The 14,358-nt window shown below is 54.1% G+C and carries 14 protein-coding genes; 9 read left to right on the top strand and 5 right to left on the bottom strand.

Translation table 11 applies throughout. From position 1 onward, the window contains the following. Positions 1 to 31: 31 nt before the first annotated feature. Both PMPD1_RS09675 and PMPD1_RS09680 read right to left on the bottom strand, forming a co-directional pair. Positions 32 to 1,336, bottom strand: a complete 1,305-nt coding sequence (locus PMPD1_RS09675) for a PQQ-dependent sugar dehydrogenase (protein WP_173633837.1) — start codon at positions 1,334 to 1,336, stop codon at positions 32 to 34. After that, positions 1,329 to 1,772, bottom strand: a complete 444-nt coding sequence (locus PMPD1_RS09680; protein WP_173633838.1) for a DUF2231 domain-containing protein — start codon at positions 1,770 to 1,772, stop codon at positions 1,329 to 1,331. The genes PMPD1_RS09675 and PMPD1_RS09680 overlap by 8 nt, the downstream gene beginning before the upstream one ends. A gap of 339 nt (positions 1,773 to 2,111) precedes the next feature. Here PMPD1_RS09680 and PMPD1_RS09685 point away from each other — a divergent pair, with 339 nt between their 5' ends. Together PMPD1_RS09685 and PMPD1_RS09690 are read left to right on the top strand one after the other, a co-directional pair. Continuing rightward, positions 2,112 to 2,507 carry a CidA/LrgA family protein gene (locus PMPD1_RS09685; protein WP_173633839.1) on the top strand — a complete coding sequence of 132 codons (396 nt, stop codon included), beginning with the start codon at positions 2,112 to 2,114 and terminating at the stop codon, positions 2,505 to 2,507. After that, entirely contained in the window at positions 2,507 to 3,223 is a 717-nt protein-coding gene (locus PMPD1_RS09690; protein ID WP_173633840.1) for an LrgB family protein, read from the top strand. The genes PMPD1_RS09685 and PMPD1_RS09690 overlap by 1 nt, the downstream gene beginning before the upstream one ends. Positions 3,224 to 3,262: 39 nt before the next feature. Here the strand turns inward: PMPD1_RS09690 and cynR are convergent, their stop codons facing one another. After that, entirely contained in the window at positions 3,263 to 4,150 is an 888-nt protein-coding gene (gene cynR, locus PMPD1_RS09695) for a transcriptional regulator CynR (protein WP_173633841.1), read from the bottom strand. A 250-nt stretch (positions 4,151 to 4,400) separates the two neighbouring features. On the opposite strand from cynR, the gene cynS reads away from it, so the two are divergent. The 5 genes from cynS (at position 4,401) to PMPD1_RS09720 (ending at position 8,933) form a co-directional block, all read left to right on the top strand. Further along, complete coding sequence (gene cynS / locus PMPD1_RS09700) at positions 4,401 to 4,871, top strand: cyanase (protein WP_173633842.1); 471 nt, start codon at positions 4,401 to 4,403, stop codon at positions 4,869 to 4,871. 177 nt (positions 4,872 to 5,048) lie between these two features. Further along, positions 5,049 to 6,518: a peptide MFS transporter gene (locus PMPD1_RS09705; RefSeq protein ID WP_173633843.1), complete on the top strand. Its 1,470-nt coding sequence runs from the start codon at positions 5,049 to 5,051 to the stop codon at positions 6,516 to 6,518. Between the two features lie 85 nt (positions 6,519 to 6,603). After that, positions 6,604 to 7,545: a glyoxylate/hydroxypyruvate reductase GhrA gene (gene ghrA / locus PMPD1_RS09710; protein ID WP_173633844.1), complete on the top strand. Its 942-nt coding sequence runs from the start codon at positions 6,604 to 6,606 to the stop codon at positions 7,543 to 7,545. A gap of 57 nt (positions 7,546 to 7,602) precedes the next feature. Next, positions 7,603 to 8,340, top strand: a complete 738-nt coding sequence (locus tag PMPD1_RS09715) for a phosphatase (RefSeq protein ID WP_173633845.1) — start codon at positions 7,603 to 7,605, stop codon at positions 8,338 to 8,340. 32 nt (positions 8,341 to 8,372) lie between these two features. Further along, a complete protein-coding gene (locus PMPD1_RS09720; RefSeq protein WP_173633846.1) occupies positions 8,373 to 8,933 on the top strand; it encodes a TorD/DmsD family molecular chaperone in 561 nt (186 codons plus the stop codon). Between the two features lie 6 nt (positions 8,934 to 8,939). Here the strand turns inward: PMPD1_RS09720 and PMPD1_RS09725 are convergent, their stop codons facing one another. Continuing rightward, a complete protein-coding gene (locus PMPD1_RS09725) occupies positions 8,940 to 10,313 on the bottom strand; it encodes a CoA transferase (RefSeq protein WP_173633847.1) in 1,374 nt (457 codons plus the stop codon). 196 nt (positions 10,314 to 10,509) lie between these two features. On the opposite strand from PMPD1_RS09725, the gene PMPD1_RS09730 reads away from it, so the two are divergent. After that, positions 10,510 to 11,223 carry a glutamine amidotransferase gene (locus PMPD1_RS09730; protein WP_173633848.1) on the top strand — a complete coding sequence of 238 codons (714 nt, stop codon included), beginning with the start codon at positions 10,510 to 10,512 and terminating at the stop codon, positions 11,221 to 11,223. 188 nt (positions 11,224 to 11,411) lie between these two features. After that, positions 11,412 to 12,932, top strand: coding sequence for an acetaldehyde dehydrogenase ExaC (gene exaC / locus PMPD1_RS09735; RefSeq protein ID WP_173633849.1), 1,521 nt, complete (start codon positions 11,412 to 11,414; stop codon positions 12,930 to 12,932). A gap of 63 nt (positions 12,933 to 12,995) precedes the next feature. Here the strand turns inward: exaC and PMPD1_RS09740 are convergent, their stop codons facing one another. After that, entirely contained in the window at positions 12,996 to 14,306 is a 1,311-nt protein-coding gene (locus PMPD1_RS09740; RefSeq protein ID WP_173633850.1) for an MFS transporter, read from the bottom strand. Positions 14,307 to 14,358: the final 52 nt, after the last annotated feature.

A 14,358-nucleotide genomic window follows, 5' to 3' on the forward strand; every position in this document is an offset into this window, starting at 1 on the left:
CGCCGGGCCTTTCGTTTCACCCTGTCGAACTTTACTGCGCGCTGACGCGCCAGATGGTGTTACCGACATCATCGGCGATAATTAACGCGCCCTGGTTATCCTGCGTCAGGCCGACCGGCGCGCCATAGAGCTCTTTCTCATCGTCAGAAACAAATCCGCTGACCACCGTTTCAGGTTTGCCAATCGGTTTACCGTCTTTAAAGGCGACATACGCAACTTGATAACCATTGAGCGGCGAGCGATCCCAACTGCCGTGCTCGCTGATAAACGCGCCGCCCTGGTATTTCTGCGGCAATAGATGACCGGTATAGAACCACAATCCGAGCGGCGCGACGTGGGAGCTAAGCGCATAATCAGGCTTGATCGCTTTGGCGACCATATCCGGACGTGGCGGCATGGCGCGGCGATCAACATGCTGACCGAAATAGCTCCACGGCCAGCCGTAAAAGCCACCGTCCTGCACCGAGGTGAAATAGTCTGGCACCAGGTCAGCGCCAATTTCATCACGTTCATTTACCACCGCCCAGAGTTTGCCGGTCTGTGGTTCCCATTGTAACCCCGTCGGGTTACGGATCCCGCTGGCGAACACCCGGCTGGCGCCGCTGGCAACATCAACTTCCAGCACTTTCGCACGGCGGTACTCAACATCCTGTCCATTTTCAGTAATGTTGCTGTTCGAACCGACGCCAACATACAGTTTTTTCCCATCCGGGCTGGCTAACAGCGCCTTGGTCCAGTGGTGGTTAATGGTATTCGGTAGATCGGCCAGTTCGGTACCCGGCGCGCTAATATGGGTCTCTCCCGCCTGATAGGGATAGCGCATAATGCTATCGGTATTGGCGACATATAAATTATTACCGATCAGTTGTACGCCAAACGGTGAATGGAGATTTTCGAGAAACCGGTGTTTTTCCCAGCCGTGATCTCCTTTCCGCAGCAGCGTAATGCTATTGCCGCCTTTCCCACCTTTCCCGGACTGATTTTTTACGATACCGGCAATAAACTGTTTCGGCGTGGTTAACGGCTCGGTTCCCGGACTGTTGCTCTCCACCACTAAAACATCGTTATTAGGCAGCACATAGACCTGGCGCGGGTGCAGCAGGCCATCAGCCATTTTTTCCACTTTTAGCCCCGCCGCCACTTTTGGCTGCGCATCGGCTTTCCAGCCAACCCCGGCAGGGACTTGCATTGGCGGCATCAGGAAGTCTTGCGCTTTCGGCAATATCGGGTCCGGGCCAATTTGCTGATCGGGTGACAGTTTCGCTTTTTCATCACAGCCACTCAGTGCCAGCGAGAGCGCGAATGCTACCGGAACCATCAGGAAACGTTTATTCATGGCGATCCCCTGTTGAGTAAGTCTGGCTGCAAGACATCAGCAAAGCGGCAATCAGCAAACAGGCCACGGTAATAACCGAGTAAATAAGGTTTTGCGGCGCGACCGCATAAGCGTCGCGGCTGTGAACAAAGGCATTAAAAATAGCGGCAATAATCGCCACAACATTTAACCAGAAAGCGATTTTAACCGCCGAAAGCTGTGGCCAGGCGTGACCGACCCAAACCTGAAAGAGATTAATTAAGCGGGGAATAATGGCGGAAATAAGCCCCAGTGTAATTAGCCAACTGGCGCTTTTTTCCCACATCACGTTAGTGCTATAGACATAAATAATATCGAAGACCAGCGCGGCAATAAAAAAACCATAGGGTATTGGATTGAGTAATTCATAGATTACCGTCGCCAGCGAACCGCGACGCGATAGAACATTTGTATTCATTATAAATTCCTTGAAACAGAAATTAACGACGAAGGTTGCGGAAGCAGTATGCGGTTTTTGTTAACAATCTGGAAACATGATATGGGGAATTCACTTTTGCATAAATGGATATAGCGCCGAACCCAAATGCCTGTCCTCCCGCCTTCTCTGCAACGCAGTTTTGCATTCCGTGATGTTCTCAGGCGGCCAGATGTCGCTTAACCTGGCAACCGGTATTGTCCGTAATTGAAGGCGCAACCGTCGTTGTGATCTGATTGGGCGCTACCCCAAAGCGTTTTTCGGCTGATGCTGTTTGACAGTATCCATCACTAAAAGACATTTAATGCTGAGATAAATATTATGGTGAATGCGTTTGCTTTACTGATCGTTGCTCAACTGATCGGTGAATTATTACGTCGGCTATTACATCTACCGCTACCTGGCCCGGTCATTGGCATGTTTATTCTTGCATTGGCAATTATCTTTCGCGGCGGAAGTAAAAGCATCGACCAACCCGATAATGCGCTGAAAAAAGTTGCCGAAGGATTGATCGGTAATATGGGCATTCTTTTTGTTCCTGCCGGAGTAGGCATTATTACCGAAGGAGGGCTGCTCCGAACCTATTGGTTACCCATACTGATTGGGCTGGTCTGTTCAACTATTCTCGGGATGTTAGCGACGGCGCTGGTGATACACCATTTATCGCGGCGTGAGAAAACGACGCCTGAACCGATGGCGTTGCGGAGGCACCCATAATGTCAACGGTACACGCGCTCTGGACGCCAATGGCGCTGAGCCCCTTACTCTGGCTGGCGCTCACGTTGTTATGTTTTATCGCCGGGAAAAAGATCCAGCAGTTGTGCGGCGGATCACCGCTGTTTAACCCGGTATTGATCGCCATTGTTTTCATGGCGATTCTGCTAAAAGCGACCGGCACGCCCTATGATATCTATTTCAGCGGCGCGCAGTTTATCAACTTCCTGCTGGGGCCGGCGACCGTTGCGCTGGCCATTCCCCTGGCGCTGAATACTGCGCATATTAAAAGCAGTTTCCGCGAACTGGCGCTTGCTCTGTTAGCCGGCTCACTGACCTCAATTATCACCGGCGCCTTGCTGGTATGGCTGCTCGGTGGCGAGCGCGCGGTGGCATTATCGATGGCGGCAAAATCGGTTACCACGCCAATTGCCATCGCACTGGCGCAACAAGTCGGCGGCGTACCGGCGCTGACAGCGGCACTGGCGATTGCCGGCGGGATCGTGGCGGCCTCGGTCGGGCAAACGGTGTTACGTTGGTTTAATATCCGTGACTGGCGCGCGCACGGCTTTGCGGCAGGCGTGGCGGGCAGCGGCGTCGCGGCGGCGCAGATTGCGCCATTGAATGGGCTGGCGGCAGCGTTTGCTGCAATCGGTATTGGCCTGAATGGTTTGCTCACTGCGTTGCTGGTTCCGCTGATGGCATGGCTTTGGCAGTAGCGCGCTGTGGCATAGCATGGTTAGACCTGGCGACAGTCGTCAGGTTACCGCGTTATCTGCCAATGCGTGTGCCACCTCAATAAACGCTTTTGTTGCCGCCGTTTGCCAGCCCCCTTTTCGTTGCATTAACACGGCGGTTCTTTCCAGTTGCCAACCTTCAACCGGAATAGCGACTAAATCAAGATGTTGCGTGACGATGGCGGCGGGCAGTAAGGTTGAAAGCGGCCGTCGACGGATGACATCCAATACCACGCTAATCGCATTTATTTCCATCTGCACCTGCGGGCGCAAACCGGCCTGGCGGAAGCTGCGATCGATTTGTTCACGGGTTGCAAAACCCGTGCGCAGAAGAATCAATTTCTCATTATTGAGATCATCTAGCGTGACATGGCGCTGCTGTGCCAACGGGTGATGGTGCGCGACCACCAAAGCCAATTTCTCAGTTAACAACCTGCGCGATGCAATGTCCGGCGCGTTACCGCCATCAAAAGCGATACCGACATCCAGCTCATCATTAATTAACAGCTCTTCTATTTTTTCCTGTGAAATTTCATGGATCTGCAAAGTGATATTGGGAAAGCGCAATGAAAACTCAGCAACCAGCGGCCCGATAAAATAGGTGGTAAAGGTCGGCGTAACGCCAATCCGCAGGGAGCCACGACTAAGATCTGCTACATCATGAATGGCCCGTTTTCCCTCATCCAGCGCCTGAAATGCGCAACGAACATACTGTAAATACACTTCGCCAGCATCGGTTAAGCAGATGGTACGCCCGCTACGATCAAACAGCGGAGTACCCAGGCTTTCTTCTAATAGCTTGATCTGCTGTGAGAGGGCGGGCTGGGAGATATGTAACGCCGCCGCTGCACGCGTAAACCCCTGATGTTCCGCTACCGCGAGAAAATAACGGATATACCGGACATTCATGATCGCGACCTATAAGTTTTTTGAATTAATAATATTATAAATGAGTCTTTTATCTTATAGGTTTACGGCGCTAACCTCTATCCCTCTTATGGCCCACAAGCCGGTGATGTATCGGCGTTACAGGTTTCAGGCATTGGAGAGTGGAAAGTCAGCGCGCTGGATGGCCACACGCAACAATGGGTTTCCTTGATGGAAAACCTAGAGACATCCGCTACCCCGACATTATGTTAATCATCGACAGGAGTATGTTATGAGCCAGACACTCAGTAACCCCAACGCCCGTAATGCGTTGACCGACCTGATTATTAATACCAAGGTAAAAAAGAATCTGACATTTGAAGAGATTAACCAACATACCGGTTTAAGCGTGGCATTTGTCACTGCCGCACTGCTGGGACAGCATCCGCTACCGGAGCAGGCAGCGCGCGCTGTCGCGCAGAAGCTGGATCTGGATGAAGATGCCATTCGTTTGCTGCAAACTATCCCGGTACGCGGCAGTATTCCTGGCGGTGTTCCTACCGACCCGACCATCTACCGTTTTTATGAGATGGTGCAGATTTACGGAACCACGCTGAAAGCATTGGTCCATGAGAAATTTGGCGATGGTATTATCAGCGCCATTAACTTCAGACTGGATATCCAGAAAGTGCCGGACCCGGAGGGCGGTGAGCGGGCAGTGATTACGCTGGATGGTAAATACTTGCCGACCAAACCCTTCTAATTACAATATGGCGGGTAGCCCTATCCGCCATGCGTCTAGCCAGTTTTGCAGCACATCGCCGATAAAGTAGCCGGAAAAAAGAAAAATAGCCGCGCTACCCTCTCTTTTCCTGCACAAATGGGCAATTAAGCCGCATAATAATGCGTTTTATTTGGCAGGAAAATCACAGAGGTCAGTTTGAAACAGGCAACAAACGCGCAACCGCACGGCATTCCGGCCGGAACCGGGGCGCTGTTTTTTATTCAAATCTTCGCCACGCTAGGCTTCGCGGTACTCTATTCCACACTGGTGTTGTATGCCACTAAACGTCTTGGGTTTAGTGAAGGGCAGGCCAATGCAATGATGGGCGTCTTCGGCGCGTTCAACTATGGGTTGCACTTGTTCGGCGGCTATTTAGGCGGTCGCTACCTCAGCAACCGCAACCTGTTTGTGTTGGGCATGGTGCTACAAGTCGCCGGTTGCTGGGTGCTTTCCGGCCAAAGCGCAGAGGGCCTCTATTGGGGGCTGGCGATGTTCCTCACCGGCAGCGGCCTGAATGTGACCTGTATTAATATGATGCTGACCCAGCGTTTTTCTCCGGAAGATAACCGCCGTGAGAGCGCGTTTCTGTGGAACTACGCAGGCATGAACCTCGGGTTCTTTATCGGTTTCACCGGCGCCGGTTATTTCCAGCTTGGCGAACACTATCAGGCACTGTTTTTGTTTGCCACGGTGGGCAACGCCTGTGCGATTGTGATTTCTTTACTGCGCTGGAAAATCCTTGCGGATATTGATACGCCACTACTGCATGTCGGCAAGCGTCAATTCTTTGGCCGGATGTTAATTGGCCTGGCGGTGTTGGTGGTGCTGGTCCCCTTAATTCGCCTGCTGCTTACCCATGCGGATTTTACCGGCTCGTTTGTTATTACACTTGGCGCGGTGATTTTTCTGCTGCTGTGCCTGACGACGTTGCGCCATCGTCCGCGTGCAGAGCAGCGCCGAATGGCGGCTTATTTGATCCTGGCGTTAGGATCGCTGGTGTTCTGGATGCTGTATCAACTGGCGCCGATGGGGTTAATGCTGTTTGTTGAACACAATATCAACCTAACGGTCTACGGCATTCAAGTGGCGCCGCAGTGGGTACAAAACATTAACACGCTGGTCATTGTGTTTGGCGGCCCGTTGCTGGCATTGGCGTTCCGTAACCTACGTGAGCGTGGCTGGCGGATTGATATTCCATTGCAGTTCGCTTCTTCGCTGTTCTGCATTGGTTTAGGCATGTTGGTGCTGCCGCTAGGCATTATGCTGGCGGGCGCGGACGGTATTGTGGCGTTTAAATGGATTGTGGCAAGTTACCTGCTGCAAAGTATCGGTGAATTGCTGATCTCGCCGATTGGCTACGCGATGATCGGTAAACTGGCGCCGGCGCGTTACCAGGGCATTATGATGGGATGCTGGATGATGGTGACCGGCGTGGCGTCGGTACTGGCCGGGTACGTTTCCGGTTGGATGCCGGATAATGCCGGTAGCTCTGCGGCGCTCACCAATCCGGGTTATAGTCATGTCTTCAGTCTGCTGGGCTGGGGCTCAGCCGCAGTCGGCGTGGTGATGCTGTTCTTAATCCCGCTGTTGCGTAAATTAATTCTTCAAAACGAAACCCACGCGTAACACGATTAGGGCATCATTGATGCCCTAATAATTTCACTTGCCAGCGCCGTTGTTTTCCCCGAGCCTTGAGAAAAAAGGAGGAAACGTGGACATCATTTTTTATCACCCATCTTTTAATGCGCAAAGCTGGCAACAAGGCTTAATGCAGCGGCTGCCGCAGGCGCGTGTGCGTTGCTGGCACGCTGGCGATAATGCGCCAGCGGATTATGCGCTGGTTCGCACGCCGCCGGTAGAGATGCTGCGCGGGCGCAGCGATTTGAAAGGGGTTTTCGCGCTGGGCGCCGGGGTGGATGACATCCTTAACCAACTGCATACCCACCCGGATATGATCGCGCCGCAAGTACCGTTATTCCGGCTTGAAGATACCGGTATGGTGCAGCAGATGCAGGAGTATGCGGTGTACACGGTGCTGGGTTGGTTCCGCCGGTTCGATGAGTATCATCTGCAAAAACGTCAGGCCCGCTGGCAGCCGCTCGCCAATTTTTCACGTCATCACTTTACGGTCGGCATTCTTGGCGCAGGGGTATTGGGGCTAGGCGTGGCGGAAAGCCTTAAAGGTTGGGGGTTTCCGCTACGTTGCTGGAGCCGCTCGCCAAAACTGCGAGACGGTATCGAAAGCTTTTATGGCACGGAACAGTTGCCGGACTTCCTTAGCGGCACGCGTGTTTTAATCAACCTGCTGCCGCATACGCCGCAGACCAAGGGTATTATTAATCAGCAACTATTGAGTCAGTTAGCGCCAGGAGCATTTGTTCTTAATCTGGCGCGCGGCGCGCATCTGGTTGAGGAAGACCTGCTGCTGGCGTTAGAGACCGGGCAGGTCGCCGCCGCCGCGCTGGATGTGTTTGCCGAAGAGCCATTAAAGGCGTCGCACCCTTTTTGGGCGTATCCGCGTATCGCCATCACCCCGCATAATGCCGCCGTAACCTTACCGGATGCCGCGATGGATTATATCGCGCAGGCGATTTCTTTGCGTGAAGGGGGGGAAATGCCTGCCGGACGCGTTAACCTTCAGCGCGGTTATTAAATCTATTATCGGCAAGGAGATGCTATCCTTGCTTTTCATATTAAGGAGGAGTCAGCCATGTATCCCGTAGACCTGCATATGCATACTGTTGCCAGCACCCATGCTTACAGCACGCTACATGACTATATCGCCCAGGCGAAAGCAAACGGAATTAAACTGTTCGCGATCACCGATCACGGCCCGGATATGGCCGATGCGCCACATTATTGGCACTTTGTGAATATGCGCATTTGGCCGCGGTTGGTCGACGGCGTTGGCATTTTGCGCGGTATTGAGGCCAATATTAAAAATACCGCCGGTGAAATCGATTGTACTGGTCCGATGCTGGATACGATGGATTTAGTGGTGGCGGGGTTTCATGAGCCGGTGTTCCCGCCACAAGATAAAGCCACCCACACCGAAGCGATGATTGCGGCCATGGCCAGCGGGAACGTGCATATCATTAGCCATCCTGGCAATCCTAAGTTTCCGGTCGATATTCCGGCGATTGCCGAAGCGGCGGCGCGTTACGACGTGGCGTTGGAGATCAATAACTCTTCATTTACCCATTCGCGCTTAGGCAGCGAACCGAATTGCCGGGCGATTGCCGCGGCGGTGCGTGATGCGGGCGGGCGGTTATCATTAGGTTCGGACTCGCATACCGCCTTTACCCTGGGGCATTTCGACCATTGTTTGCGTATCTTACGGGAAGTGGATTTTCCTGAAGATCGCGTGTTAAATGTCACGCCGCGCCGTCTGTTGGATTTCCTTGAAATGCGCAGCGGTAAACGAATTGATGAGTTTGCTGATTTGTGACCCTGTCACGTTAACCTCTGGATGGACTGTGTATGAATGAGTTTTCCATTATCTGCCGCGTACTGGGATCGTTATATAATCGCCAGCCGCAAGACCCGCTGCTGATGCCTCTGTTTACCCTGATTCGTGAAGGCAAACTGGCGCAGCACTGGCCATTGGAGCAGGGTGAGTTATTACAGCGATTGCAACAGCATAGCGACCCGCAAACGCTTGCCGCCGACTATAACGCGCTGTTCGTTGGCAGCGATTGCAAAGTGCCGCCTTATGGCTCGCAATGGGAGAATGGCCCGCAAGAAACCGAAGTGCGCCGCTTTTTGCATGCGCGCGGTATGCCGTTAACCGACGCGCCTGCCGACCATTTTGGAGCATTGTTACTGGCCGCGTCCTGGCTGGAAGACCAGTCAGAAGCCGATGAGATTCAGGCACAAATCACCCTGTTTGATGATTATTTACTGCCATGGTGCGGCGCCTTTCTCGGCAAAACTGAAGCGCATGCGACGACGGTTTTTTATCGTACGCTGGCGGCCATTAGCCGCGAAGCGCTTCAGGCGATGCGTGACGAGCTTGAAGAAGAGGGCGGCGTGGCAGAGTAATCGCCGTCAATAGAGCCAGCCCGGCGCGGCAGAACCAAGTGGCGATGGCCCGCGTGACCAGAGTAGCGGAGTACCGGGCAGCGATACCGGCGGGCGAAGCCGGTAACCACACCCCCACGGTGTTATTTCTAACTGCTCCAACTCGTCGGCTGCTGGCGCAGGCCCGAGGCCGTGCGGCTGTATTGCATCAGGGTAAGGATGGTCGGTTAACAGGCAGGCGGTACGCGCCAGTGACAAACGGGCGATAAAACCGGTGTGGCGCGCCAGACGTTGACGCATTCCTTCCAGTACCGCCGCCGCCATCAAATAACCGGTGGCATGATCCAGCGCCTGAACCGGCAGCGGCACCGGCGCATCGCTCATTTTCCACTCACGTCCTCTGGCCGCAATGCCGCACCCCATCTGAACCAAGCTGTCGAATCCGCGCCGATTACGCCACGGGCCGTTCCAGCCCCAGGCATTCAGGCTAACATCAATCAAACCGGGCGCTAACTTTTGCCGTCGTTCAGCATCATAACCGAGCAAGGTAAGCGCATCTGCCCGATAGCCATGAACCAGCACATCGGCTTGTGCCAGCAGTGCTTCGAATTGGCTTCTGCCGGTAGCGGATTTTAGATCGAGACGCGCGCAACGTTTACCTGGCGTGATCTCTTCTTCGAGCGTTGGCTCTTCCCAACTCGGCGGATCGATACGCAACACATCGGCGCCCAATCCGGCCAGAAAGCGCGTGGCGACCGGCCCGGCGATGATGCGGGTCAAATCCAGAACGCGTACGCCAAGTAGCGGACGGGCGGTGGGTAAACGCCAGCGTGGTACGGCTGCTTCGGGCGTTAAGCTTTGGTCGATCAACGCTTCACGCGCGACGCTTTGCCCCTGCGGGTGTTGCTGCCATTCGGCCAGCGTCCGCATTTGCGCCGCACAACCGCCGGCGGTGATAATCGCCTCCTCCAGCGCCTGTTTAGCCTGGCGGCTTACCGTGGCCGCCAGGCTTTGACGGTTGGAATGCCGGCCCAGTACGCTCTCCATTGCGGCCCGATGATGAGGGGCGTTGGTATGCAAACGGATCCAACCATCACGCGTCGCATAGTCGCCAGCGAACGGGTCCCACGATGGAGGCATGGCGCGCCTGAACGGATGAAAGGTGGAGTGAAACCAACGTGATGCAAGGCGAATATCCACCGCAATCGGGCGCGGGTTGCCTGTCAGTTCATTCACTGCCTGTGCCGCCAGCGCGATGCTGGTTGCGGCTAACTCGCTCACCGGATAGGCGGAGCTCAACGCCTGCTGGCCATTAAGCGTGAACGTCGGTAACGGCGTGTTTGCGTTACGTAATGCGTGCCACATCTGGCGCCAGAGCAGATTAGCGAAAAGGTTATCCATGCTGTTCTCCTTTCAATTCTCCCATCTTGGCATATGCGCAAAACGGCGACGAGCGGTACGTGTCATTTTCTCTTTTTAACCAAGGACCGAAGAAAAAGTAATGAGACGCGCGCGCCGGAACCTGTCACACTAACCACCCGACTGCTTCCCTGATGGGAAGCCCCTATTAGGTCATCAACCAGGATAGTGATTCGGTATGTCTCAGCTTGTTCCACGCCCGTTAGCCATTATTCAACTCGAAACACCCCCCGACGCGGTCAGCGCACTGATCGGCGAACAAACGCAATGGTTTGTCGACGCGCTACAACTTCAACCGGAAGATTATTTGGTGGTGCGCCCGCATCTGGGCGAAACATTACCCAACGATCGGCAGATTAGCGCCGCGATCCTCAGCGGTTCCTGGGCGATGGTGACCGATCACGCCGAGTGGAGTGAGCGTACCGCCGCCTGGATACGGGCGGTGATCGACAGTCAACTCCCTGTGTTGGGGGTATGTTATGGGCATCAGCTAATGTCGTATGCGCTCGGCGGCACGGTGGCGGATAATCCACACGGCTGGGAGCGCGGTTTATTACCGGTGGAACGCATCACGACGGCGGGCGAGGATCCCTTACTTGCGGCGCTACCGCCGCAGTTTTCCGCTTGGTTATCTCATCGCCAATCGGTGGTTAAAGCGCCGCCGGGGGCGCAAGTATTGGCGCGTTCAGCGCTGGATAACTGCCAAATTATACGTTACAGCCCGCGGGCGCTTTCGCTGCAATTTCACCCGGAGTTTAACCGGACGATTATGACCGCCTGTCTGCCGGGCGAGTGCGCTGATGATGGCGCCAACCTAACCGGGCCGGATTGGGCGCGCGAATTACTGTTACGTTTTTGGCAACAGGCGCGTCCTCAACAAGCCAGCGCTTGATCTGCGTGGCGTGGGCAGGGATAACTTGCTCCGCCATGCCCTGTTGTTCTGCCATCTCCCTTTTCCCCGATTATTTCCGGCGACTTCACAGTTTCCCCCGGTGCTATCTGACATCCTCCGTTTTATCACTCATGTTAATAGTGAGTTATTTATTTGTTAAAACCGGTTGGATTAACAGGAGAAACACCATGCGTTACGCCTATCCAGGTCAGAAAGATTCGCTGATTACTTTGCAACAGCGCTATGGCAACTTCATTAACGGTGAATTTGTTCCGCCAGTAAACGGGGCGTATTTTACTAACACCTCGCCGGTTAATGGTTCAGTCATTGGTGAATTTCCGCGTTCTGACAAAGATGATATTGAGAAAGCCCTTGATGCGGCCCATGCGGCAGCGGAGAGTTGGGGAAAAACATCGGTACAAGAGCGCTCTCTGGCGTTGTTGAAAATTGCCGATCGACTCGAACAGAACCTTGAGCGTATTGCGGTAAATGAAACCTGGGATAACGGCAAACCAGTACGTGAAACGCTGGCGGCGGATTTACCGTTGGCTGTCGATCATTTCCGTTATTTTGCCGGCTGCTTACGCGCCCAAGAGGGCACCTCGGCAGAAATTGATGAATTCACTGCCGCCTACCATTTTCATGAGCCGTTAGGCGTGGTGGGGCAGATTATTCCGTGGAACTTCCCGCTGTTAATGGCCGCCTGGAAACTGGCACCCGCCATTGGCGCGGGCAACTGCGTGGTACTGAAGCCCGCCGAGCAAACGCCGCTCTCAATCACGCTATTTGTGGAATTGATTAACGATTTACTGCCGCCGGGCGTGATTAATGTGGTACACGGCTACGGGCGCGAAGCGGGTGAAGCGCTGGCGTCAAACCCACGGATCGCCAAGATCGCCTTTACTGGTTCAACCGCCACCGGCGGACATATTCTGGAACTGGCGGCGAAGAGTTTGATTCCCTCCACCGTCGAACTGGGCGGCAAATCGCCGAATATCTTCTTCGAAGATATTATGCAGGCGGAAGCATCCTTTATCGAAAAAGCGGCGGAAGGCGTGGTGCTGGGCTTCCTCAATCAGGGCGAAGTCTGTACCTGCCCATCGCGCGCATTGGTGCAGGAGTCAATATACGAACCCTTTATGGCGGCGGTACTAAAACGTATTAAAACCATCAAACGCGGCGATCCGATGGATAGCGAAACCATGGTTGGCGCGCAGGCGTCGCAGCAGCAGTTTGATAAGATCTTGTCCTACCTGGAGATTGCCCAGCAAGAGGGGGCGGAAGTGCTGACCGGCGGCGGTATTGAGCAATTGAGCGATGAATTAAACGGCGGTTATTACATTCAGCCAACGCTATTAAAAGGCCACAACGGCATGCGTGTGTTCCAGGAGGAGATTTTTGGGCCGGTGGTGGGGATCACCACTTTCAAAGATGAAGCGGAAGCCATCGCAATTGCTAATGACTCAATCTACGGGCTTGGCGCCGGGGTATGGACGCGGGATATTAACCGGGCATACCGCGTTGGGCGTGCGATTAAAGCCGGGCGGGTATGGACCAACTGCTACCATCTGTATCCGGCTCATGCGGCGTTTGGCGGCTATAAAAAATCGGGGATTGGTCGTGAGACCCATAAGATGATGTTGGACCATTATCAGCAGACCAAAAATTTGTTGGTAAGTTATAGCATCCAGCCATTAGGCTTCTTCTAAACCTGTGGTTCTCGCCCCTGGTTCAGGGGCGAGAGAGGCCGTTTACATCTGATCTTACTGTGGTTACCGGTTAACTAACTTCGCCGGCAATGCGACCACCAACAACGAACTCAGCAATAAACAGACGGCAAAGACCCATAATGCGCCGCCGCTACTGCCGGTTAAATCCAATGCCAGACCCATAATCGAATTACTCACCAAACCGGCGATATTGGCCACTGAACAAGCCAACGCGAAACCGGTTGCCGCAGCGGTGCCTTTCAGAAAGGTGCCGGGCAGGCTGAAAAACACCGGGACCGCGCCAATGATCGCCGCCTGCGCAATTGAGAACAGCAGCACAGTGGCGAACACGTTATGCGAGAAAAAGGTACTGACCCCCATCGACACCGCGCCAATAATAAAAGGCACAATAATATGCCAGCGGCGCTCGCGGAAGCGGTCAGAACTGGCACCGATAAACAGCATACCAAACAGCGCGGCGATGCTGGGCAGTGCGGTCAGCATCCCAATATGGCTAATATCGGTGACTCCGGCATTTTTAATAAAAGTCGGCATCCAGAAGCCCATTGCGTAGGCACTCAGTAGAATCGAGAAATCGATACCGCCCAGCATCCACACTTTCAGGTTAAAAAAGCCATCACGGAAGTGATGTTTGGCATGGCTGGCCTCAGCATCATCGCTATCCAGTTCACGGGCTACCTGCGCTTTCTCACTCTCACTCAGCCACGCGGCTTTCTCCACCGTATCCGGCAACACCCAAAATGTCAGTACGCCCAGTAACATGCTGGGGATCCCCTCCAGCAAGAACAGCCATTGCCAGCCATGCATACCGTGGGTTTGATCGAAATTCGACATGATCCAGCCGGAAAGCGGGCCGCCAATCACGCTGGAGAGCGGCAGGCCGATCATAAACAGCGCAATGATGCGGCTACGGCGATACGAGGGAAACCATTTCGTCAGATAGAACAGCACGCCGGGCAGGAAACCGGCCTCCGCGACGCCGAGGAAAAAGCGAATCACGTAAAACTGCATCGGCGTGGTGACAAACAGGGTGCCTGCCGAGAGCAGCCCCCAAGTGATCATAATCCGTGCGATCCACATCCGCGCGCCAACGCGCTGCAAGATCAGGTTACTTGGCACTTCAAACAGAATATAACCCACGAAAAATAACCCGGCGCCGAAGCCGAAGGCGGCCTCGCTTAATTGTAACTGGCTGGCCATTTGCAACTTAGCAAGACCGATATTGATTCGGTCCAGATAGGCGGCCAAATAGCAAAGGCACAGAAAAGGAATCAGCTTCCAGGTGATTTTACGATAAATCGCCTGTGAGCCTTCTGCCGTAATGGCAGACGTGCGGGTGAAAACAACAGTCATAGCTTTGTCTCCGGACGCGATGTTGTGGCCCAGTGTGGGCGGGTGCTTTTGG

The sequence above is a fragment of the Paramixta manurensis genome, from assembly GCF_013285385.1.
In the GTDB taxonomy this organism is placed as follows: Bacteria; Pseudomonadota; Gammaproteobacteria; order Enterobacterales; family Enterobacteriaceae; genus Paramixta; species Paramixta manurensis.

Coding starts and splice junctions, on each gene's coding strand:
- PMPD1_RS09675 (WP_173633837.1), bottom strand. CDS start 1,336: ATGAATAAACGTTTCCTGATGGTTCCGGTAGCATTCGCGCTCTCGCTG.
- PMPD1_RS09680 (WP_173633838.1), bottom strand. CDS start 1,772: ATGAATACAAATGTTCTATCGCGTCGCGGTTCGCTGGCGACGGTAATC.
- PMPD1_RS09685 (WP_173633839.1), top strand. CDS start 2,112: ATGGTGAATGCGTTTGCTTTACTGATCGTTGCTCAACTGATCGGTGAA.
- PMPD1_RS09690 (WP_173633840.1), top strand. CDS start 2,507: ATGTCAACGGTACACGCGCTCTGGACGCCAATGGCGCTGAGCCCCTTA.
- cynR (WP_173633841.1), bottom strand. CDS start 4,150: ATGAATGTCCGGTATATCCGTTATTTTCTCGCGGTAGCGGAACATCAG.
- cynS (WP_173633842.1), top strand. CDS start 4,401: ATGAGCCAGACACTCAGTAACCCCAACGCCCGTAATGCGTTGACCGAC.
- PMPD1_RS09715 (WP_173633845.1), top strand. CDS start 7,603: ATGTATCCCGTAGACCTGCATATGCATACTGTTGCCAGCACCCATGCT.
- PMPD1_RS09720 (WP_173633846.1), top strand. CDS start 8,373: ATGAATGAGTTTTCCATTATCTGCCGCGTACTGGGATCGTTATATAAT.
- PMPD1_RS09725 (WP_173633847.1), bottom strand. CDS start 10,313: ATGGATAACCTTTTCGCTAATCTGCTCTGGCGCCAGATGTGGCACGCA.
- PMPD1_RS09730 (WP_173633848.1), top strand. CDS start 10,510: ATGTCTCAGCTTGTTCCACGCCCGTTAGCCATTATTCAACTCGAAACA.
- exaC (WP_173633849.1), top strand. CDS start 11,412: ATGCGTTACGCCTATCCAGGTCAGAAAGATTCGCTGATTACTTTGCAA.
- PMPD1_RS09740 (WP_173633850.1), bottom strand. CDS start 14,306: ATGACTGTTGTTTTCACCCGCACGTCTGCCATTACGGCAGAAGGCTCA.